Source organism: Klebsiella planticola ATCC 33531, from assembly GCF_000735435.1.
GTDB lineage: Bacteria > Pseudomonadota > Gammaproteobacteria > Enterobacterales > Enterobacteriaceae > Klebsiella > Klebsiella planticola.
Window position 1 is genome coordinate 88,611 of sequence record NZ_JMPP01000006.1, and the last position, 21,042, is coordinate 109,652.

General features: G+C 56.2%; 25 protein-coding genes. 11 read left to right on the top strand and 14 right to left on the bottom strand.

Translation table 11 applies throughout. The features are described 5' to 3' along the window. From GRPL_RS23195 to ytfE, 3 genes are all read left to right on the top strand, one after another. Positions 1 to 825: an AraC family transcriptional regulator gene (locus GRPL_RS23195; protein ID WP_032689813.1), complete on the top strand. Its 825-nt coding sequence runs from the start codon at positions 1 to 3 to the stop codon at positions 823 to 825. Positions 826 to 900: 75 nt separating this feature from the next. Then, positions 901 to 1,875, top strand: a complete 975-nt coding sequence (locus GRPL_RS23190) for a DMT family transporter (protein ID WP_032698319.1) — start codon at positions 901 to 903, stop codon at positions 1,873 to 1,875. A gap of 82 nt (positions 1,876 to 1,957) precedes the next feature. Continuing rightward, positions 1,958 to 2,620 carry an iron-sulfur cluster repair protein YtfE gene (gene ytfE, locus GRPL_RS23185; protein WP_032689816.1) on the top strand — a complete coding sequence of 221 codons (663 nt, stop codon included), beginning with the start codon at positions 1,958 to 1,960 and terminating at the stop codon, positions 2,618 to 2,620. A 135-nt stretch (positions 2,621 to 2,755) separates the two neighbouring features. Here the strand turns inward: ytfE and cycA are convergent, their stop codons facing one another. Then, the gene (cycA, locus tag GRPL_RS23180; RefSeq protein ID WP_004857136.1) at positions 2,756 to 4,159 is read right to left on the bottom strand and encodes a D-serine/D-alanine/glycine transporter; all 1,404 of its coding nucleotides are present in this window, start codon (positions 4,157 to 4,159) and stop codon (positions 2,756 to 2,758) included. Positions 4,160 to 4,465: 306 nt separating this feature from the next. Then, complete coding sequence (bamJ, locus tag GRPL_RS23175) at positions 4,466 to 5,086, bottom strand: BamJ family beta-barrel-assembly machinery protein (protein WP_015585317.1); 621 nt, start codon at positions 5,084 to 5,086, stop codon at positions 4,466 to 4,468. A gap of 356 nt (positions 5,087 to 5,442) precedes the next feature. Here bamJ and GRPL_RS23170 point away from each other — a divergent pair, with 356 nt between their 5' ends. Continuing rightward, on the top strand, positions 5,443 to 6,111 hold the full coding sequence (locus tag GRPL_RS23170) for a LysM-like peptidoglycan-binding domain-containing protein (RefSeq protein ID WP_032698321.1): 669 nt from the start codon (positions 5,443 to 5,445) through the stop codon (positions 6,109 to 6,111). 254 nt (positions 6,112 to 6,365) lie between these two features. Here the strand turns inward: GRPL_RS23170 and rplI are convergent, their stop codons facing one another. Genes rplI through rpsF form a run of 4 tightly spaced genes read right to left on the bottom strand, consistent with a single transcriptional unit; the run spans position 6,366 to position 7,804 of the window. Continuing rightward, the gene (gene rplI, locus GRPL_RS23165; RefSeq protein WP_004857125.1) at positions 6,366 to 6,815 is read right to left on the bottom strand and encodes a 50S ribosomal protein L9; all 450 of its coding nucleotides are present in this window, start codon (positions 6,813 to 6,815) and stop codon (positions 6,366 to 6,368) included. Between the two features lie 41 nt (positions 6,816 to 6,856). Continuing rightward, entirely contained in the window at positions 6,857 to 7,084 is a 228-nt protein-coding gene (gene rpsR / locus GRPL_RS23160) for a 30S ribosomal protein S18 (protein ID WP_000135199.1), read from the bottom strand. 4 nt (positions 7,085 to 7,088) lie between these two features. Next, complete coding sequence (gene priB / locus GRPL_RS0125470; protein WP_004857121.1) at positions 7,089 to 7,403, bottom strand: primosomal replication protein N; 315 nt, start codon at positions 7,401 to 7,403, stop codon at positions 7,089 to 7,091. A gap of 5 nt (positions 7,404 to 7,408) precedes the next feature. Further along, positions 7,409 to 7,804: a 30S ribosomal protein S6 gene (gene rpsF, locus GRPL_RS23155; protein ID WP_004098001.1), complete on the bottom strand. Its 396-nt coding sequence runs from the start codon at positions 7,802 to 7,804 to the stop codon at positions 7,409 to 7,411. 348 nt (positions 7,805 to 8,152) lie between these two features. Here rpsF and GRPL_RS23150 point away from each other — a divergent pair, with 348 nt between their 5' ends. Both GRPL_RS23150 and GRPL_RS23145 read left to right on the top strand, forming a co-directional pair. Continuing rightward, positions 8,153 to 8,428, top strand: a complete 276-nt coding sequence (locus tag GRPL_RS23150; RefSeq protein ID WP_004857116.1) for a YdgH/BhsA/McbA family protein — start codon at positions 8,153 to 8,155, stop codon at positions 8,426 to 8,428. A 140-nt stretch (positions 8,429 to 8,568) separates the two neighbouring features. Beyond that, the gene (locus GRPL_RS23145; protein ID WP_032697162.1) at positions 8,569 to 9,762 is read left to right on the top strand and encodes an MFS transporter; all 1,194 of its coding nucleotides are present in this window, start codon (positions 8,569 to 8,571) and stop codon (positions 9,760 to 9,762) included. 62 nt (positions 9,763 to 9,824) lie between these two features. On the opposite strand, the gene GRPL_RS23140 is transcribed toward GRPL_RS23145, so the two are convergent. From GRPL_RS23140 to ulaA, 6 genes are read right to left on the bottom strand one after another with little or no spacing between them, the layout of a single operon-like run. After that, on the bottom strand, positions 9,825 to 10,511 hold the full coding sequence (locus tag GRPL_RS23140) for an L-ribulose-5-phosphate 4-epimerase (protein WP_032697161.1): 687 nt from the start codon (positions 10,509 to 10,511) through the stop codon (positions 9,825 to 9,827). Beyond that, complete coding sequence (locus tag GRPL_RS23135) at positions 10,511 to 11,365, bottom strand: L-ribulose-5-phosphate 3-epimerase (protein ID WP_032697160.1); 855 nt, start codon at positions 11,363 to 11,365, stop codon at positions 10,511 to 10,513. The genes GRPL_RS23140 and GRPL_RS23135 overlap by 1 nt, the downstream gene beginning before the upstream one ends. A gap of 9 nt (positions 11,366 to 11,374) precedes the next feature. Further along, on the bottom strand, positions 11,375 to 12,025 hold the full coding sequence (locus GRPL_RS23130) for a 3-keto-L-gulonate-6-phosphate decarboxylase UlaD (protein ID WP_009652369.1): 651 nt from the start codon (positions 12,023 to 12,025) through the stop codon (positions 11,375 to 11,377). A gap of 13 nt (positions 12,026 to 12,038) precedes the next feature. Next, the gene (gene ulaC / locus GRPL_RS23125) at positions 12,039 to 12,506 is read right to left on the bottom strand and encodes a PTS ascorbate transporter subunit IIA (RefSeq protein WP_004097995.1); all 468 of its coding nucleotides are present in this window, start codon (positions 12,504 to 12,506) and stop codon (positions 12,039 to 12,041) included. 9 nt (positions 12,507 to 12,515) lie between these two features. Beyond that, positions 12,516 to 12,821 (bottom strand): PTS ascorbate transporter subunit IIB, encoded by a 306-nt coding sequence (gene ulaB / locus GRPL_RS23120; RefSeq protein WP_004109091.1) that lies wholly within the window; start codon positions 12,819 to 12,821, stop codon positions 12,516 to 12,518. A gap of 12 nt (positions 12,822 to 12,833) precedes the next feature. Continuing rightward, positions 12,834 to 14,234 carry a PTS ascorbate transporter subunit IIC gene (gene ulaA, locus GRPL_RS23115; RefSeq protein ID WP_004097992.1) on the bottom strand — a complete coding sequence of 467 codons (1,401 nt, stop codon included), beginning with the start codon at positions 14,232 to 14,234 and terminating at the stop codon, positions 12,834 to 12,836. A gap of 363 nt (positions 14,235 to 14,597) precedes the next feature. Between ulaA and ulaG the strand changes: the two genes are divergently transcribed. Both ulaG and ulaR read left to right on the top strand, forming a co-directional pair. Further along, positions 14,598 to 15,662 carry an L-ascorbate 6-phosphate lactonase gene (ulaG, locus tag GRPL_RS23110; RefSeq protein ID WP_032698323.1) on the top strand — a complete coding sequence of 355 codons (1,065 nt, stop codon included), beginning with the start codon at positions 14,598 to 14,600 and terminating at the stop codon, positions 15,660 to 15,662. A 106-nt stretch (positions 15,663 to 15,768) separates the two neighbouring features. Further along, entirely contained in the window at positions 15,769 to 16,524 is a 756-nt protein-coding gene (gene ulaR / locus GRPL_RS23105; RefSeq protein ID WP_032697157.1) for an HTH-type transcriptional regulator UlaR, read from the top strand. On the opposite strand, the gene yjfP is transcribed toward ulaR, so the two are convergent. Then, on the bottom strand, positions 16,521 to 17,237 hold the full coding sequence (gene yjfP / locus GRPL_RS23100; protein WP_032698324.1) for an esterase: 717 nt from the start codon (positions 17,235 to 17,237) through the stop codon (positions 16,521 to 16,523). The genes ulaR and yjfP overlap by 4 nt on opposite strands. 209 nt (positions 17,238 to 17,446) lie before the next feature. Between yjfP and bsmA the strand changes: the two genes are divergently transcribed. After that, positions 17,447 to 17,755, top strand: a complete 309-nt coding sequence (gene bsmA / locus GRPL_RS23095) for a biofilm peroxide resistance protein BsmA (RefSeq protein WP_032689819.1) — start codon at positions 17,447 to 17,449, stop codon at positions 17,753 to 17,755. Between the two features lie 138 nt (positions 17,756 to 17,893). Beyond that, the gene (gene yjfN, locus GRPL_RS23090) at positions 17,894 to 18,169 is read left to right on the top strand and encodes a DUF1471 family protease activator YjfN (protein WP_047663823.1); all 276 of its coding nucleotides are present in this window, start codon (positions 17,894 to 17,896) and stop codon (positions 18,167 to 18,169) included. On the opposite strand, the gene GRPL_RS23085 is transcribed toward yjfN, so the two are convergent. Next, entirely contained in the window at positions 18,160 to 19,797 is a 1,638-nt protein-coding gene (locus GRPL_RS23085) for an isovaleryl-CoA dehydrogenase (RefSeq protein ID WP_032698326.1), read from the bottom strand. The two genes, yjfN and GRPL_RS23085, sit on opposite strands and share 10 nt — an antisense overlap. 196 nt (positions 19,798 to 19,993) lie before the next feature. On the opposite strand from GRPL_RS23085, the gene GRPL_RS23080 reads away from it, so the two are divergent. Further along, the coding region (locus GRPL_RS23080) for an MFS transporter (protein ID WP_032698328.1) at positions 19,994 to 21,042 on the top strand (1,049 nt) is incomplete at its 3' end.

A 21,042-nucleotide genomic window follows, 5' to 3' on the forward strand; every position in this document is an offset into this window, starting at 1 on the left:
ATGCAGGGCGTACCGGAACAGTTCAACGATGAGAGAGACAGCGCGCGCTTTCGCCATCCGGCGCAGCTGCCCGGCGTTGAGCTGTACCATGCCCATATCTCCCGCTACGCTTTCGAACCCCATACCCATGAAGCCTTCGGCATCGGTGCGATAGAGCTCGGCGCCGAGCGTTTTCGCTATCGCGGCAGCCAGCATGTCGCTCCGGTTAACTCCATCATTACCATGAACCCTGACGAACTGCACACCGGAGAAGCGGCCACCGCCGACGGCTGGCGCTACCGTATGGTCTATCTGGAGCCGCAGATGCTGGAAGAGGTCACCGGCGTGCGCCACTGGTGGTTCAGTGAGGTGGTTCGTCAGGATCCACAGCGCTCGCAGCGGCTCTGTCAGCTTATTTATGGCTTATGGCATACCGACGATCCGCTGGCTCAGCAGGGTCTGTTGCTCGACGTGATCGATACCTTCCGCCCGCTGGCCCATCACGCCCCGGTTATCGCGGAAGCCGCCCACCGTTTCGAGCGCGTACGCGATTATCTGCATGACAACTATATGCACGCCGTTTCCCTTGATGAGCTGGCGCAGGTTGCCGCCCTGAGCCCGTACCACTTTCAGCGCCAGTTTAAGGCGCATTTCCACGTCACGCCCCATCAGATGCTGATGGCCATTCGCCTGTGGCGCGCCAAAGCCTTCCTCACCCACGGCATGCCCGCTGCCGAAGTGGCCGCCGCCACCGGTCTGACCGATCAGTCACACCTGACCCGCGCCTTTACCCGCCGCTACGGCATCACCCCGGTGCGCTATCAAAAGCAGGTCGCCCGGCGCTAATGCGCAATCTCATACAATATTCCCGGCGCGGCCTCTTCTACACTTTAGCCAACTGAAATCGGTACGGATGGCGTGATGATTAGTGGTGTGTTGTATGCCCTGCTGGCGGGGATGATGTGGGGGTTAATATTCGTCGGCCCGGTGCTGGTACCGGAATACCCGGCGGTGCTGCAATCCATGGGACGCTATCTGGCGCTGGGGCTGATTGCCCTACCGCTGGCATGGCTCGGTCGCGCGCGACTGCGACAGCTTTCCGGACGAGACTGGTGGACGGCGCTGGGGCTGACCATGATGGGCAATCTGATCTATTACGTTTGTCTCGCCAGCGCCATTCAGCGCACCGGTGCGCCGGTATCGACGATGATTATCGGCACCCTGCCGGTGGTGCTGCCGGTGATGGCTAACCTGCTCTACAGCCAGCGCGACGGTAAGCTACCGTGGCGACGTCTCTTTCCGGCGCTCTCCTGTATCGCTGTCGGCCTGGTGTGCGTCAATATTGCCGAACTGCGCCAGGGACTGCCCAATTTCAGTATCTGGCGCTACGGTTCCGGTATTGGTCTGGCGCTGATATCGGTGGCCTGCTGGGCCTGGTACGCGTTGCGCAATGCACGCTGGCTGCGGGAAAACCCGGATAAGCATCCGATGATGTGGGCAACGGCGCAGGCGCTGGTGACGCTACCGGTCTCGCTGGCCGGTTATCTGATTGCCTGCGGATGGCTGCATGCCCAGCAGGCCGACTTCCCGCTGCCCTTTGGCCCACGTCCCCTGATCTTCGTGACGCTGATGCTGGCCATCGCGGTCCTCTGCTCCTGGGTCGGCGCATTGTGCTGGAATATCGCCAGCCAGAAGCTGCCAACGGTCATTCTCGGGCCGCTCATCGTCTTCGAAACGCTGGCGGGCCTGCTGTATACCTTCCTGTTACGACAAAGCATGCCGCCGCTGCTGACGCTCAGCGGCATCCTGCTACTGGTTGTTGGCGTGGTCTACGCGGTCTGTTCGCGACCACAAAAACCGGTGGTTGTGGCGCGGGTCTGCGAGAATAAAAAATAGCCTGGTATCCGAAAGGGGTATTTCCTTGCCAATAAGATGCATTTAATATGCATCTTATATTTTTAAAGACGAGGTATTCGCTATGGCTTTTCGTGACCAACCTTTAGGCGAGCTGGCGCTGACAATTCCGCGCGCCTCCGCGCTGTTCCGTAAATACGATATGGACTACTGCTGCGGCGGCAAACAGACGCTGGAACGCGCCGCAGCGCGTAAGGAGCTGGACGTCGCGGCGATCGAAGCCGAGCTGGCCAGACTGGCGGAAGAGCCGGTAGAGAAAGACTGGCGTACCGCACCGTATGCCGAAATCATCGACCATATCATCGCTCGCTACCACGATCGCCATCGCGAACAGCTGCCGGAGCTTATCCTGCAGGCCAGCAAAGTTGAACGGGTGCATGCCGATAAGCCCAACGTGCCGAACGGCTTAGCCAAATACCTGACCATGCTGCACCAGGAGCTCTCCAGCCACATGATGAAAGAGGAGCAGATCCTGTTCCCGATGATCAAACAGGGCATGGGGACTCAGGCCGCGGGTCCCATCAGCGTCATGGAAAGCGAACACGACGAAGCGGGCGAGCTGCTGGAAGTGATTAAGCACGTCACCAACAATGTCACCCCGCCGCCGGAAGCCTGCACCACGTGGAAAGCGATGTACAACGGCATTAACCAACTGATCGACGATCTGATGGAACATATCAGCCTGGAGAACAACGTTCTGTTTCCGCGTGCCCTCGCCGGAAAATAAAAAAGGCGCCCGCAGGCGCCCTCGACATTGTCAGTCTTATTGGCCACCCCGGTGGCCTTTTTTTATGACGGACGTCCTGTCCGTCCCCCTTCGGGCCGTTGCAAGCAACGTTAAAAATCTCTCCCGAAGATTTTTTTATTTCGCCAGACGTTTCTTACCGGCGAAGAACCAACCCGCCGCCAGCAGAACGAACCACAGCGGGGTGACGATCAGCGCTTCGCGCGTATCGGCTTCCAGCGTCAACAGCACCAGCACGAAGACGAAGAACGCCATACAGACCCAGCACATCAGTTTACCCAGCGGCATCTTATATTTGGACTGCTCATGCAGATGCGGACGCTTTTTGCGGTAGACCAGGTATGAGCACAGAATAATGGTCCACACGAACATAAACAGGATCGCAGATACCGTGGTAATCATGGTGAAGGCGGCAATCACGCTCGGGTTCACCATCAGCATCACCACGCCGCCCAGCAGGCACATGCAGGAGAAGGTCAGCCCTTTCGCCGGTACCGCACGTTTCGACAGCTTGGCGAACATCGACGGCGCCTGACCATCCTGCGCCAGGCCGAACAGCATACGGCTGGTTGAGAACACACCGCTGTTAGCCGAAGAGGCGGCCGAAGTTAGCACCACAAAGTTAATCAGGCTGGCCGCCGCCGGCAGACCCACCAGGACAAACAGTTCGACGAACGGGCTCTTGGTCGGCACCACGGAGCTCCACGGCGTCACCGACATAATCACGATCAGTGCGAAGACGTAGAACATAATAATACGCAGCGGGATGGAGTTAATCGCGCGCGGCAGGGATTTTTCCGGATCTTTGGTTTCTGCCGCAGTGGTCCCTACCAGCTCAATACCGACGAATGCGAAGACCGCGATCTGGAAGCCGGCAAAGAATCCGCTGATCCCTTTCGGGAACCAGCCGCCGTCATTCCACAGATGGGCAAAAGAAGCCTCCACGCCGGTCGGCGATTTGAAATGCATCATCACCATCACCAGGCCGACAACAATCAGCGCCACAATGGCGACGATTTTGATCATCGCGAACCAGAACTCCATCTCACCGAACATTTTCACGGTGGCAAGGTTCAGGCTCAGCAGCAGCAGGATAACCGCCAGCGAAGCGACCCAGTCGGAAAGTCCAGGGAACCAGAACTGGGCGTAGGCGGTAATCGCCACCACGTCGGCCATCCCGGTCACCACCCAGCAGAACCAGTAGGTCCAGCCGGTAAAATAGCCTGCCCACGGCCCCAGAAGGTCGGCGGCAAAATCACTGAACGATTTATATTCCAGATTCGACAGCAGTAATTCGCCCATCGCGCGCATCACGAAAAACAGCATAAAGCCGATGATCATATAAACAAAAATAATGGATGGCCCGGCGAGGCTGATGGTTTTGCCGGATCCCATAAACAGCCCCGTCCCGATGGCGCCACCAATAGCAATAAGCTGAATATGTCGATTCGTGAGATTTCGCCGTAGCGATTGTTCAGTCGGAGCCTGCTCTTCGGCAGCGACTTTAACCTGATCTACCATGTGATTTTCTTCCTGTTGTACCTGTCTGTGTTGTTCAGGCTCTGATGGCCCGTCATTTGTCATTACCCTGAAAAAGGGTTTATCGATATTAGGTAAGAATCGGAGGGATGAATACTATGATTTAGATATAATGTTAATTTTATGTTTAAAGTGAGTGTTATATCACTCCTGCAGCGCGAAACAGCTCACAAAAATACACCTAAAAAGGCTGAGCGCAACATAAAATTCCAGCAAACTCCTAACTTAAGTATTTTGCGCTATTTTTAGTCGCTCCCTCCCCCTGAAGGGAGAGGAAGCACCTGCTGATTAGATAATATCCAGCAGTTCAACTTCAAAGATCAGGGTGCTGAACGGAGGAATAGAAGCACCTGCGCCGCGCTCACCATAGGCCAGGTTGTGCGGAATAGTCAGTTCCCATTTGGAACCCACCGGCATCAGGGTCAGCGCTTCAATCCAGCCGCCGATCACGCCGGTCACCGGGAACTCAGCCGGTTCACCGCGAGCCACGGAGCTGTCAAATACGGTACCGTCGATCAGTTTACCGGTGTAATGCACGCGGACGCGGTCGGTACGCGCCGGGATCGCGCCTTCACCCTGGGTCAGAACGCGGAACTGCAGACCGGATTCGGTGCTGTTCACGCCTTCACGCTCGCGGTTTTCATCCAGGTATTTCTGGCCATCGGCCGCCATCTCCTGGAAACGTTCGCGACGTACCGCGTCAGCACGTTCGTGGATTTCACGCAGCGCGCGGTGAACGGCTTCCACCGGCACCTGCGGCTGATTGCCTTCCAGCGCATCGGCAATGCCGGCAACCAGTGCTTCAGGCAGCAGCCCCTGCAGGCCGGATTCGCTCAGCTGTTGTCCAACCTGCAAGCCGATACCGTAACTTGCCTGCGCTTCAATAGTGTCAAAAGTCGGGGTTGCCATCTTCTTTCCTTATTTTTCGGGGGGAAAATTTCATACTCGACGGATTCCAGATAGCAAAAAGGCGGCATGCAGATGATTCACCGGCAGGACAGGCCACAGTGTGACCAGTGCAGGCAGGCGCAGCCAGCGCATCAGCAACTCGAAAAACGACGAGCGTAAAGTGGTGGGCAGCATATCAGCCATCGTCCGATGGGTAAAACTTTGTCGCGGAGATGATGACAAATCTGAGGGAAACAGAAACAATAGGAGATATCAGGTTAACCTCACGAAACATATCTTTGTCTCGGCCATCAGGAAGTTAGCCATCTATACTCTACGGAGAGCAGGATAAAAATATGCGGAGCAGGAGGAAAGCCATGCCCGGGCGCTTTGACATCACACCTACCCTGGCGAAGATCTGGCACGCCCCGGATCATATTCGCATTATGGATCCGCTGCCGCCCATGCACCGCCGAGGCATCATTGCCGGCGCATTGCTGGTGATTATCGGCATACTGCTCCCGTCAGAGGAGAGCAGCAGCCCGGTACAAAGTGGCCGCGAAGCCAATATCGACCTGCAATCGCAGTCCCAGCCGCAATCTTCCCAACAGGCCATGCCGCTGCCGCCGATTACCACCACGCCGACGGTGAATGACGCCGATCAGATGGCGCCGGTGGCGCCGGAGCCGGTTCAGGACGAACCGGTGGAGCAGGGACAGAGCCAGGCCTACTCTCAGCCGCAGCAGCAACAGCAACAGCAGCAGTCGGCCCCGGGAATTGAGCAGCAGTGGCGTACCTACCGCATAGAAGCGGGTAAAACCCTGGCCCAGCTGTTCCGCGATCATAATCTGCCGCCAACCGACGTCTATGCGATGGCGCAGGTAGAAGGTCCGGGCAAACCGCTCAGTTCGCTGCAAACCGGGCAGACGGTGCAAATTCGTCAGAATGCGAATGGCGTCGTGACCGGCCTGACAATTGATACCGGCGGCGGACAGCAGGTGCTGTTCACCCGTCAGGCGAACGGCAGTTTTATTCGCGCGCGCTAATCGCCGCCAGGAATCCACTGGTCATGCCGGGTATCATGCCCGGCCTGCGCAAAAGCGCCCTCTCACTCCCGTCTCCTTCTTCCCGCTTTATTTGGTACCGCGTCGCGTCCGCTCATATCAACGCCTCCCGATCAAAGGATGGGTCATTGACGGCCTGATATTGCAATTGTGTCAGAAGAGAACAACAGAAGGGGAATGCAGAAAAGCAAAACGCCGGCACAAGGCCGGCGTCTCGACGCGAACTGAGTAAAAAATTACTCAGCTACAACGTTAACAACCAGTTTCGCGAAGACTTCGCTGTGAACCTGGAAGTCCACTTCGTGCTCACCGGTGGTGCGCAGAACGCCGTTCGGCAGACGAACTTCGCTCTTAGCAACGGCAACGCCAGCTGCAGTTACAGCGTCAGCGATGTCGCGGGTACCGATGGAACCGAACAGTTTACCTTCGTCGCCAGATTTAGACGCGATGGTAACGGTGCCCAGTGCGTTGATTGCTTCAGCACGTGCGTTAGCAGCGGCCAGAACGTCAGCCAGTTTGGCTTCCAGTTCAGCGCGGCGCGCTTCGAAGAATTCAACGTTTTTCTTGGTAGCAGGAACAGCTTTGCCCTGTGGTACCAGGAAGTTACGAGCATAGCCCGCTTTAACGTTAACCTGATCACCCAGGCTACCGAGGTTTGCTACTTTATCAAGCAGAATAACTTGCATTACCTTATCCTCTCAAAGTCGTATTAATGGACCGTGACCGATTACTGATGACGATCAGTGTACGGCAGCAGGGACAGGTAGCGTGCGCGTTTGATAGCGCGAGCCAGCTGACGCTGATATTTTGCACGGGTACCGGTGATACGGCTTGGGACAATCTTACCGCTTTCGGTGATGTAGTTTTTCAGCGTTGCGATATCTTTATAGTCGATCTCTTGAACGCCTTCCGCGGTGAAACGGCAGAACTTGCGACGACGGAAATAACGTGCCATTTGGCTAGTCTCCAGAATCTATCAATTCAATCTGCTCGGCATGCAGAACCATTTTGCTCAGGCCGTTCTTTGCCTTGTGGCAAGAGATGAACCCCTGAACGGTCACTGCGCTACCGACCGTTATACTGTGAGTAATGGCCTGGTTCTCGTGTCCGCTAATAATCACGGGCATTTGACACCATGCCTGCCGGTGAAAACCGGCTTCCTCCTGCACTGAACGATGCTCAAGCACGAACTGGCAGTGTGGAATTCCTGACGGGCTGACCTTACGAAGTGGCGTCCTGCAAACAATGCCGGACAACTCCAGACGATTGGTCATCAGGATTACTCTTCAGAATCCCCAGCTTCAGAATCATCTGCGGTTTCGTTTGCGAAATCTTCGCGACGCTCACGGCGCTCGTCTTTCGCTTTAACCATCGGAGATGCTTCGGTAACAGCGTGCTTAGTACGCATTACCATGCTGCGGATAACGGCGTCGTTGAAGCGGAAGTTAGTTTCCAGCTCATCGATCGCTTCCTGCGGAGCTTCAACGTTCAGCAGAACGTAGTGAGCTTTGTGCAGTTTGTTGATCGGGTAAGCCAGCTGACGGCGGCCCCAGTCTTCCAGACGGTGGATCGTACCTTCTGCTGCAGTGATTGCACCAGTGTAACGTTCGATCATACCCGGAACCTGTTCGCTCTGGTCAGGATGGACCATAAAAACGATTTCGTAATGACGCATCGAATTGCTCCTTACGGATTATTCAGCCTCCTGTCTGGGTCAGCCGCGGCCCATGGAGGCAAGGAACGTGTTAAAGGGCGGCCGAAAAATTGACGCGTCATTCTACTTTCGCAGCCCTGGGAAGACAAGCGAATTGCGCAAATAATTCGCACTAACCGCTAAGCCGCGCTAAGTCAGTGATTTAAAATTAATCAACGGCACCAGCGACACTTTTTTGAACAACTTCATCAGAAATGGTCGCGATACCCGCAGTAGCCAGAGATTACACTTATATCAGAGCTATCGCTAACCCAGGAGGATCCCGGATTTAACGCCAGCATGGTCGACAGAACGTCAGGAGCGTAGAGTATGAAATACATCATCATTGCCGCTATGGCTGCGCTTTTACTGAGCGCCAACGCGCTCGCAGCCATCAAGATCGATGGGCGCCAGGCACGCAACATGGACGATGTGCAGAGCCTGGGCGTTATCTATATCAACCATAATATGGCGACTGAGCAAGAGGCCGATCGGGCACTTAATCAGCTGAGCGATGCGCAAGGCGCAAAATATTTTCAGCCGATCCTGATTCACGAACCGGAAAGCAACGGCGTGATTCATGCCAGCGCAGCCATTTATCGCTAATCCCTCTCTCTTTGACTTCGCTCGATGATCAGGGCGAAGTCTCAATACAATTGAGCATTATTTCCCCTCATGACTTATCAGTCTCCACGTAACCTGATTTAATCTCTGTCTAACTGCATGATTCTCTGGAGTGATTATTCATGGTTCCGCGTTTTGCCACGCTAAGCCGTATCCCAAAAGGGGTTTGGGTTCTGGGCGGCGTTAGCCTGCTGATGGATGTTTCCTCAGAGATGATCCACAGCCTTCTCCCTTTATTTATGGCCACCACACTGGGGGCCAGCGTCATTATTATCGGCATTATCGAAGGCGTCGCGGAAGCCACCGCACTGATGCTGAAGGTGTTTTCCGGCGTCATCAGCGACTATGTCGGCAAGCGTAAAGGGCTGGCGCTGCTTGGCTATGGTCTGGGTGCGCTGAGTAAGCCTCTTTTCGCCATCGCCTCCACCTCAGGCGTAGTGTTTAGCGCCCGGATGATCGACCGCGTGGGCAAAGGGATACGCGGCGCGCCGCGGGATGCGCTGGTCGCCGACGTCACCCCGCCGGAAATTCGCGGAGCCGCCTACGGGCTGCGCCAGTCGCTGGATACCATCGGCGCTTTTCTGGGGCCGCTGCTTGCCGTCGCGCTGATGTTTCTCTGGGATAACGATTTCCAGTCTATTTTTTGGGTCGCGGCGATCCCCGCCGTTCTCTCTATCGCTTTACTGGGCTTTGGATTAAAAGAGCCCAGGACGGCGGTCGTCCAGAAACGCACTAACCCCCTGCGCCGCGAGAATCTCAAGAAGCTTTCCGCCGCCTACTGGTGGGTGGTGGCTATCGGCTCGATTTTTACCCTTGCCCGCTTCAGCGAAGCCTTTCTGGTCCTGCGCGCCCAGCAGATGGCGATCCCGCTGTTCGCTATTCCGCTGGTGATGGTCGCCATGAATCTGGTTTACAGCCTGACCGCCTATCCATTCGGGAAACTATCGGACAGCATGAGCCACAGCAAAATGCTGCAGTGGGGCCTGCTGGTGCTGATCGCCGCCGATATCGTGCTGGCGCTCAGCAGCCACTGGAGCACGCTTTTAGCCGGCGTCGCGCTGTGGGGTATTCATATGGGCATGACGCAGGGTCTGCTGGCGGCGATGGTGGCGCACACCGCCCCGCCTGAACTGCGCGGAACAGCGTTCGGGATGTTCAACCTGATGAGCGGCATCGCCCTGCTGCTGGCCAGCGCAGGTGCGGGCGTGCTGTGGGAAGTTCTGGGCGCCGCCTCGACGTTTTACGCCGGCGCGATAATCTGCGTCGTGACGCTGGTTGGCATGCGCTGCATGCCGTCGGCTTATCAGCAAAACTAAAAATGGCTCCGGAGCAGACCGGTTGATTCATCATAAAGATGAAATGCTCCGGAGCACGTGTTTCACTTTTGCCCGTAATAGGCATCTGGCCCGTGCTTGCGCATAAAATGTTTGTCCATCAGCCAGCTATCGATGGGCTTCAGCTGCGGGTTGATCGCGCAAGCAATCCACGCCATCCGCGCCACCTCTTCCATCACTACCGCGTTATGCACCGCATCGTGCGCATCCTTGCCCCAGGCAAAAGGCCCGTGCTGATAGACCACGATGCCCGGCGTATGCAGCGGCTCAACGTCACCCAGCGTTTCGATAATCACGTGGCCCGTGTTCAGCTCATAAGCCTCCGCCACTTCCTGCGCGCTTAACGCCCGGGTGCAGGGAATGTCGCCAAAGAAGTAGTCCGCGTGGGTCGTCCCCAGCGCGGGAATGGCCAGACCCGCCTGCGCCCAGGCCGTCGCGTGCGTCGAGTGGGTATGCACCACGCCGCCAAGGCTCGGATAGCGGCGATACAGCGCCAGATGCGTGGCGGTATCGGAAGAAGGACGATAGCGTCCTTTCACCACGTTCCCCTCGAGATCCACGACCACCATATCGTCCGCTTTCATGGTCTCGTAGGCGACGCCGCTGGGCTTAATCGCCACCAGCCCGCGTTCGCGGTCGATAGCGCTGACGTTACCCCAGGTAAAAGTGACCAGGCCGTAGCGCGGTAAATCCATATTGGCGTCGAAAACCTGCCGTTTCAGCGTTTGCATTATGCCACCTCCAGCAGACCGGCGCTGGCCATCCGCGCCTTCACCCAATCGCGCGCTTTCGCGACCTCGGCGGCCGGATCGTCGGTCGTTTCGCTCCACATTTCAATTAGATACGGACCGCAGTAGCCCGTCTGCTTGAGCGTTTCGAAACAACGTTCAAAATCGACGACGCCTTCGCCGAACGGCACGTTTTTAAATACGCCGGGTTTCGTGTCTTTTATATGCACCGCCACGATATGCCCCATCCCGGCCTGAAGCTCCATCTGTACGTCGTTATCCCAGGCGGAAAGGTTACCGATGTCCGGATAGAGCTGGAACCACGGATTATTCAGGTAGTGGGCGTAGCCCAGCGCCTTGCTGATCGAGTTCATCAGCGGGTAGTCCATAATTTCCATCGCCAGCGTTACCTGCGCGCGGCTGGCCATTTCAACGCTCTCTTTTAGCCCATCGCGGAAACGACGGCGCGTTTCGTTATTGGCTTCCTGGTAGTAGACGTCGTAGCCCGCCAGCTGGATTACGCGAATCCCCACGTCCTGCGCCAGCCGAATCGCTTTGCGCATAATCTCCAGGCCCTGCGCCCGTACCGCGTCGTCTTCGCTACCGAGCGGGAAGCGCCGATGGGCGCTCAGGCACATTGAGGGCACGCGCACCCCGGTTTCCGCAATCGCGTTAACCAGCGCGAAGCGCTGTTCCCGGCTCCAGTCGAGCCGGGCCAGGCGGGCGTCAGTTTCATCGACCGACATTTCGACGAAATCAAAACCGAGCGCCTTAGCCAGCCGCAGACGTTCCAGCCAGCACTCCCCGGCGGGGAGCGCTTTTTCATAGATGCCGAGCGGAATAGGTTTCGACAGCATAGCCGCTCCTTAGCCCCACAGCTGGGCGATCGAACGTTTGAACTGCCGCGCGGCTTCCACTGGGGAAGCGGCGTCGCGAATGCTGCGACCGGCGATAAAGACGTGGATCGGAATCCCCTGGAACAGCGGCAAATCCTCCAGCGCCAGGCCGCCGGTGACGGTGACTTTAAAGCCCATCCCGGACAGGCGTTTGATCGCGCTGATATCCGCCTCGCCCCACGCTACGCCGGCGGCCTGGGCATCGCGGCTGCGGTGATAAACCACCTGCTGAACGCCCGCTTCGCGCCACTCCTGCGCCTGCTCCCAGGTCCAGTAGCCGGTCAGTTCGATCTGGACGTCGCCGTTGAACTCTTTCGCCACGTCCAGCGCGCCTTTGGTAGTGTTGATGTCCGCGCAGCAGATCACGGTGACCCAGTCGGCGTTGGCTTCAAAGCACATGCGAGAGAGAATTTTACCGGCATCGGCGATTTTGGCGTCCGCCAGCACGATTTTGTTGGGATAGAGCGCCTTCAGGTCGCGAACGGCGCGTACACCCTCAGCCACGCAGAGAATGGTACCGACTTCAATAATGTCCACTTCATCGGCAATCAGGCGCGTCGTTTCATACGCGGAAGACATAGATTGGTTATCGAGCGCAACCTGCAACATAGGTAATGACATTTTGGTGTTCCTTTTAAACGGCCGCTGCCGTAGCGTTATCAATTAATTCCAGAACTTCCTGCGCGGAGCGGCAGGCGCGTAAACGGTCAAAATTGGCTTCATCTTCAAACAGGTTGACGATCTGCATGATGCCAACTTCCTGATGGGTATTGGCATCCACGGCCGCCATGGTGATCAGGATGTCGACCGGGTCGTTATCCTCATGATTGAAAACCAACGGCGTTTTCAGCGTAACCAGCGCAAAGCCCGTTTTCTTCACCCCCTCTTCCGGCCGACCGTGCGGCATCGCCAGACCGGGAGCAATCACAAAATAAGGGCCGTGCTGAGCAACGCCATCCAGAATGGCCTGGTAGTAGCGCGGCTCCACGACATCCGCCTTCACCAGTAAATCCACGCTCAGCTTGACGGCTTCCTGCCAGGTGCTGGCGTCAGCCTGTAAAAGGATGGAGTTGTTCTCCACCAGTGAATCACGTAATTTCATTTGGCGTCCTTACTTCACATCCTGCGGGAAGTGCGCTTTGATCACCTCCAGCAGTTTTGGGCCAAAATCCGCAGGCGAGAGCATGTTGCGCACGCCAACCACGTATTTGTTGCCGGAGACGCTAATCTCACCGGCGATATGGGTGGAGGCGATGATAATGTCCGCGCCGTTGAGTTCACTTTTGTATTCCCCCACCGCGCAGCTGTTTACCGTGTGATCGATATTTGACTGGGTCAAAAACTGGTCCACCTTCATCTTCATGATCATGGAACTGCCTTGCCCGTTGCCACATACAGCCAGAATACGTACGGTCATAGTCAAAACTCCTTATTGAGCAGAAGCATCTGCCAGTTGTTTTTCCGCGTCCTCTTCAGCGCGCAGCGTGCGCCCTGCGAAGAACATATAAGCCAGTGCGATAATGATAATGACGGCCATAAACGCGATACCGATGGAGGCGAAGCCCTGCATCATCGGCGGCGCCAGAATTGACCAGTCCGCCATGCCCATCCAGGCGCTCATGCCGGTCAGCTTCACCGCCCAGACGCAGCCAAAGATTTCGATCATGCCCATCACCAGACAAATCTTGAGCGCCGCGCGCCAGCCGCCAAAGTGGTTAGCAAAGACGCCGATGGTGGCGTTCGAGAAAAACATCGGGATAAAGCCCGGAATAATCAGAATGGAAGAGCCGAAGCCGACCAGAATACCGACGGCGATCAGCTGGCCGATGGTGCCCCACATAAAGCCCCAGACAACGGCGTTTGGCGCAAAGCTATAGATCGCCGCACAGTCAATGGCCAGTACGGCGCCGGGAATCAGGCGCTGGGAGATACCGTTGAACGCCTCGGAGAGCTCGGCAACGAACATGCGCACGCCCTGGGTGATAATGAAAATCGCGACGGCGAACGAGAAGCCCGTTTGCAGGATATAGACCGTCCAGTGGGTGTTACCCGCCATCGCCTGTACGGTGTCGATGCCGAAGGAGAGCAGAATCGCGCCGAAGAAAATGGTCATCACGATGGCCGTGGAGACGATGTTGTCGTGAAAGATGTTCAGCCAGCCCGGCAGCTTAAGATCCTCAACGCTCTCCTCTTTTTTGCCCAGATACGGGGCGACCTTGTAAGCAATCCATGAAGCGAACTGCTGCTGGTGTCCGATGGAGAAGCCGCAGCCGTCGGTCACTTCCTGAGTCGGCTTATACATCATGTTCGAGGTAATGCCCCAATAGAGCGACACCAGTACCGCCGTACAGATGATGGTCGTCCACATCGGGTAGCCGAAGATGTAAAAAGAGACGGCAATCAGCCCCGCCTGCTGGAACATGATGTGCCCGGTCAGCATGATGGTGCGAATACCGGTAATACGCCGCAGCAGGACATAACAGATATTCAGCGCCAGGGCTAACAGCACGGCATAGCCCACCCAGCTGTAGGCGTCGCCCATGCGTTCGATCGTGGCCATCATTGACGCGTAGGTATCGGAGATAGCGCCGTTAATGCCATAAACCTCAGACATTTTCGCCACGACCGGCTTAAACGTGCTGGTCAGAATGCCGGAGCCGGCCTGCAGCAGCATAAAACCGATAATGGTTTTAATCGTCCCTTTAACAATAACGCTGGCGCTTTTGCGCAGCAGGATATAGCCCAGGCAGGTCACAATACCCAGCAGCAGCGGGGCGTTGGTCATAACCTGGTTAAAGAACACGGTAAAGATGTGGTAGAGAATCTCCATAACACACTCCAGAAGGTGGACGCTCTGAATGCACGCTACGCCCAGGTTGGTTGTTGAGATCACTCTAATAATCAAAAATAATCACAACAAGATTATATTTGATTAAATGTGATGCACACCGCAAATAATCACACAATCCGTCATCGTATTAATTCTCATTTTTACAAAATGAAAAATAGTACATTTAAATCAATAAAATAAAATAAAACCCATATCATAAAGTCAGCATCCTTCTCTTTTACCCTCCACCATTCCTCTCATGAAGGGCAAATTTCAGGATTGCAATGCTGAACAAATGGTGCCAGTATTCGTCAAAACAAATCACATTGTGATTACATTTGATAATATGTGAGGGAAAAATAAATGAGTAAAGTACAAACCATCACCCGCGAATCATGGATCCTGAACACTTTTCCGGAGTGGGGTAGCTGGCTGAACGAAGAAATTGAACAAGAGCAGGTTGCGCGGGGCACCTTTGCCATGTGGTGGTTGGGTTGTACGGGCATCTGGCTGAAATCCGAAGGCGGAGCCAATATCTGCGTCGATTTCTGGTGCGGCACCGGCAAGCAAAGCCACGGGAACCCGCTGATGAAAACGGGCCACCAGATGCAGCGTATGGCCGGCGTGAAGAAGCTCCAGCCAAACCTGCGCACCACCCCGTTTGTTCTCGATCCGTTCTCTATTCGCCAGATCGACGCCGTACTGTCCACCCACGATCATAACGATCATATTGATGTAAACGTGGCCGCCGCGGTCATGCAGAACTGCGCCGAGGACGTGCCGTTCATCGGCCCGCAAACCTGCATCGACCTGTGGATGGGCTGGGGCGTTCCGAAAGAGCGCTGTATCGTGATGAAACCGGGCGATGTGGTTAAAATAAAAGATGTTGAAATCCACGCGCTTGACGCTTTTGACCGTACGGCCCTGATCACCTTACCTGCGGATCAAAAAGCCGCAGGCGTACTGCCGGACGGAATGGATCAGCGCGCGGTGAACTATTTGTTCAAAACGCCGGGCGGCAACCTGTATCATAGCGGCGATTCCCACTACTCCAACTACTACGCGAAGCACGGTAACGAATACCAGATCGACGTGGCGCTGGGCTCCTATGGCGAGAACCCGCGCGGTATCACCGACAAAATGACCAGCGCCGATATCCTGCGCATGGCCGAGTCGCTGAATGCTAAAGTGGTGATCCCGTTCCATCACGATATCTGGTCAAACTTCCAGGCCGATCCGCAGGAAATCCGCGTTTTGTGGGAGATGAAAAAAGATCGTCTGCAGTATGGCTTTAAGCCTTTCATCTGGCAGGTGGGCGGAAAATTCACCTGGCCGCTGGATAAAGACAACTTCGAATACCATTATCCGCGCGGATTCGACGATTGCTTCACGATGGAACCGGACCTGCCCTTTAAGTCGTTCCTGTAAGGCTTCTCCGGCGGGACCGCCCGCCGGAAATTATCCCCGTCAGCATTAGTATTTTCACCTGATTTCAAATATCATCTTTGCTTATCACTTTTAATCGGATTTGCTCATGACGGAAGCGCAAAGACATCAAATTTTACTGGATTTGCTGGCACAAACGGGATTTGTCACCGTGGAGCAGGTGATTTCCCGGCTGGGAATTTCTCCGGCGACGGCACGACGCGATATCAACAAACTCGACGAAAGCGGCAGGCTGAAAAAAGTTCGCAACGGCGCGGAAGCCATCAGCGAGCAGCGCCCGCGCTGGTCGCCAATGAATATTCACCAGGCGCAAAACCATGATGAGAAGGTACGGATTGCGCGTGCGGCTTCGCAGCTGGTCAACCCTGGCGAAAGCATCGTCATTAACTGCGGCTCTACCGCATTCCTGCTTGGGCAGGAGCTGTGCGGCAAACCGGTACAGATCATCACCAACTATTTGCCGCTGGCCAACTATCTGATCGATCAGGAACACGACAGCGTCATCATTATGGGCGGGCAGTATAACCGCAGCCACTCTATCACCCTGAGCCCGCAGGGCAGCGAAAACAGCCTGTATGCCGGGCACTGGATGTTCACCAGCGGCAAAGGGTTGACCGCCGAAGGGCTGTATAAAACCGATATGCTGACGGCGATGGCGGAGCAAAAAATGCTTAACGTCGTCGGCAAACTCGCGGTCCTGGTCGACAGCAGCAAAGTCGGCGAACGCGCCGGAATGCTCTTTAGCCAGGCCGGGCAAATCGACCTGGTGATTACCGGTAAACAGGCGGATGAGGCGATCCTCAAGCAACTTGAGGATCAGGGTGTTAAGGTGATTCGCGTTTAAAGGTGACGTTGAAAAAATTCCACCGTCGCCGCTAACGCCTCCGGCGTTATCCGGTGGCGAACCCCTTTTTGCCAGACGCACGTCAGGTGAGCGTCCAGATTGTTTTGCTGCAGCGCCTGCTGAAGCCGGAACGTGCCATCGGGCGGAACCACATCGTCTTCATCACCGTGCCAGAGCAATAGCGGTCGGTTAGCCAGGGTGTCGAGCTGACGGGAGACGTCCCATTCCGCCAGCTGTTCGGCACTGACGGCGGGCGAAGGAAACAGATGCTGTGACAGCTGCGTAAAATAACCGGAGCCCATCAGGCAGGCGACGCTTTTTATATCCGGATGATGGGTCATTATCCCCAACGCCGTCATGCCGCCCATCGATGCCCCGGCGACCGCCAGCCTCTCCCCTTCAACCCACCCCTGCCCGATAACCGCCTCGCGCAAGGCCGGAAATTCGGCAAAATTTTGCAGTAAAATCGGCCAGAAGCGCTGCATCCGCCCGCGTTCATCGCCCTCGTAACGTGCACCATGTTCCGGTGCATCGGGCATAATGACCCGAAACCCGGCTTCCGCCAGCGCCACGGCGAAGTAGCTGTACACCAGCTTCGACGAGGTAAAACCGTGATAAAAGATGATACAGGGCAACGGCTTATCCAGCGCATATTGCGGGCAGGCATGTAGCACTTCGCCTCCCGCCAGACGACGTATTTCGAGAGCAATCATTGACCATCTCCTTTCACTCAGGTCGCGGTGTGTCATGGGCTGATATATTCAGCAAGAAACCAGGTTCGCCATGATTCATAATGTTGAGAACTCGGTTACGCTTTCACGATATTTTCATTCGAAAATCGCGTCAGAGATAACACTTCGGGAACATTCCCCGGAAATGACATTCAGGCTACCACTACACTATGACTATCAGGAAACGAGATATGGTTATGCGCAGGTTAACACCGTGGTTTCTGGCTATCGCACTGAGCGGTTGTAGTGCCCTGCAGGGGACGCCAGAAGCCCCGCCACCCGCAACCGACCATCCGCAAGAGATTCACCGTAACCAGACGACTGGGCTACAGAAAATGGGGACGGTGAGCGTGTTGATGTACGGTTCGCCGATGGATGTCGAAGCGGCGTTGAAAACGAAAGCAGAAACGGCTAAAGCGGATTACTACGTCATCATCATGATTGATGACACCATGGTTCCCGGCCAGTGGTATTCGCAAGCGATTCTGTACCGTAAATAGCGGTACACCGTCTTTTAGACAGTTTTACACTGCTTTGCGTCCATTCACGTTCTCCTGTGCATAATAACGTTCGGCCAGCCAACCTGGCAGGACGTTAGCAACGGACTGCCCTCGGGACTACGTGAAATGGAGCTGACGATGAAACGATCTTTTACCCTACCTGCGCTGCTGCTGACCACAGCAACAGCAAACACCTCCGCACAGTCAGCGGAATTCGCCAGCGCGGACTGCGTCACCGGCCTCAATGAAATTGGCCTGATCTCGGTCAATAATATTGCCGGTAGCCAGCAGGACGTTGAGCATGCCATCGCCGTAAAGGCCGATGAACAAGGCGCATCGTGGTATCGCATCGTCCAGATGTACGAGGATCAGCAGCCGGATAACTGGCGAGTCCAGGCCATTCTTTACGCCTGAGGCGCCTGACGTCCACGCCCCATCGCACGTAGCAGTAAATCCTCCAGCGTCGGCTCATCCAGCCGCATACCGCCGCGCGTGTCGAGCATCATGCGACACCAGGCCTCCGCCAGCGGCGGCGAGGCGTAGCGTAGCATCTGCGCACCGACGCCGAGCATATAAACCCGGCGGGCTATCTCTCTGCCCTGCTCTTCCGCAGGCCGCCGTAGCAGCTGTTGCAACTGCCGCCACGTACGGTCGAAATGGCGGTTTTGCCCTTTCACCTCTGCGCACTCTGCGGCCAGCAGCTCCAGCGCCGCCGGATGTTTACCCAGTACTCGCATCACGTCCAGGCACATGATATTGCCTGAGCCTTCCCAGATGCTATTGACCGGCATCTCACGATACAGCCGCGGCAGCTCGCTCTCTTCACAGTAGCCAATCCCGCCCAGCACCTCCATCGCCTCAGCGACAAATGGGATCCCGGATTTGCAGATCGCAAACTTCGCCGCCGGCGTAAATAAGCGGGCCCAGAGGACCTCTCTGGCATCATCACGGCTATCCCACGCCCGCGCCAGACGGAATAGAAAGGCGGTCTGCCCCTCAAGGCGCAGCGCCATCTGGCCCAGCACCTGCCGCATCATCGGCTGATCGACCAGATTCTTACCGAATGCCTGGCGCTGCAGCGCATGATAGAGCGCCACCGAATAGGCCCGACGCATTAATGCGTGGCTGCCGAGCGCACAGTCGAAACGGGTGAGCCCGCCCATTTTGAGGATTTGCCGAACGCCATCGCCCTCTTCGCCCACCAGCCAGCCGCAGGCTTCAAAGAACTCGACTTCGCTGCTGGCATTCGAGCGGTTGCCGAGCTTATCTTTCAGCCGCTCCAGATGCAGCGCATTGCGCTGACCGTCGGGAAGCAAATGGGGTACGAAAAAGCAGGAGAGCCCGTCCGGCGCCTGAGCGAGAACCAGATGCGCATCGCTTTGCGGAACCGAGAAAAACCATTTATGACCGACCAGATGATAAAAGCCTTCGGCGGTTTTTTCCGCCCGGGTGGTATTGATCAGCACATCAGATCCCCCCTGCTTTTCCGTCATCCCCATACCAATTAAGACACCACGTTTCTGAGCGCCCGGCGCCAGATGCGGATCGTAGCGGTCGCTCAGTAAAGGGGACAGCCAGTCGCTAAAAGGTTTGGGTAGCGCCTGCTGTAACAGTGGCGTAGCCGCAAAAGTCATGGTTATCGGACACAGCGTCCCCGCTTCCACCTGCGCATGCAGCATAAAGCGGGCGGCGCGCGCGACAAAGGCGCCTGCACGGGCATCCTCCTGCCAGGCAAGGTTATGCACCCGGTTTGCACACAGCCCCTGCATCAACAAGTGCCAGGCAGGGTGAAACCGGACATCATCAAGCCGGGTACCGGTCGCATCGTAGCGCAGCAGCTCCGGCGGATTACTGTTCGCCAGTCTCCCGAGCTCCAGCGACTCCGCCGCCCCCAGCTGCTGGCCGATACTGGCCAGTAAATCACTGTCCCATCCAGCCCCTTCGCGCGTTACGGCTTCACGTAGCGCACTATCCGACAGAAATAAATTGCTGTTCATCAGCGGCGCAGGCTGATTGAACACGGTATGCGTTTGCCAGGCCATACTGTCTCCTTGCGTCATTGGCATGATTATTCAGTATGGCTACCCTCGCCGGACATCGCCCGCGAGTCCGGTCACAAATAAACCATCTGCCCCTTCGTGAACCCCATCACAGCCACAGGAATTTTAAATTTCATAATAGAAAATGTATGGAATAGTTTATTCAATTGTGACTTTTTTGCTCATGTCAGGATGATTTATGCAGACCGTAACAACGACAATGGGCGCGCATAAGCGCGCGCTGATCGCCGGCTCTATCGGCAACTTTATTGAATGGTACGAATTCGCGGTATATGGCTTTCTGGCGACGGTTATCGCCCGCAACTTCTTTCAGCTTGCAGGGGAAGCGCCGCTGACCGGCCTGATCCTGACCTACGCTTCGTTCGCTATCGCTTTCTTCTTCCGCCCGTTAGGCGCCATTATTTTTGGTCGGATCGGCGATCGTATTGGCCGTAAACCCACGCTGATTATCGTGCTGGTGATGATGACTCTGGCGACGACGGCCATTGGTCTGGTGCCGGTTTATGCCAGTATCGGCATTGCCGCGCCGCTGATTCTGACGGGACTGCGCATTCTTCAGGGCCTGTTTGCCGGCGGTGAATATGGCGGCGCGGTATCGCTGATGACCGAGTTCGCCCCACGCGGAAAACGCGGGCTGTATGGCGCCTGGCAATCCTTTACCGTGGCATTAGGGCTGCTGGCAGGAGCGGGCATTGTGGCTCTGATTTCAGCCGTTCTGAGCCCGGAGGAGCTGTACGCCTGGGGCTGGCGCCTCCCCTTCTTCCTCGCCATACCGATGGGGGGCGTGGCGCTCTGGCTACGGGTGAAGATGGAAGAGACGCCGGGGTTCCTGCGCCAGCAGAAGCAGCAACAACCGCAGGCCAGCGCAAACCTCAGCCATACGCTAAAAGCCATCATGACCGGCATTGGCCGCCTGATGGTCTGGTCCGCCGCCGGGTATACCTACCTGGTTATCATGCCCGCCTATCTGCAATCCTCGCTGCATACCGGGTTTAATCAGGCGCTGTTGATTGCGGTAATCTCCAATATCGGCTTCGCCATCACCATTCTGCCCGCCGGGATACTCAGCGATAAATGGGGACGCCGCAACGTGATGGTGATTGCCGCCGTGCTGCTGCTCATTCTGGCGCTCCCGCTGCTGAAAATTCTGCAGGCGGAATCCAGCACGCTGCTGGTAAAAGCACTGGTCGTGTTGGTAGCCGGGGGATTAGTCGGCATGCTGGCGGG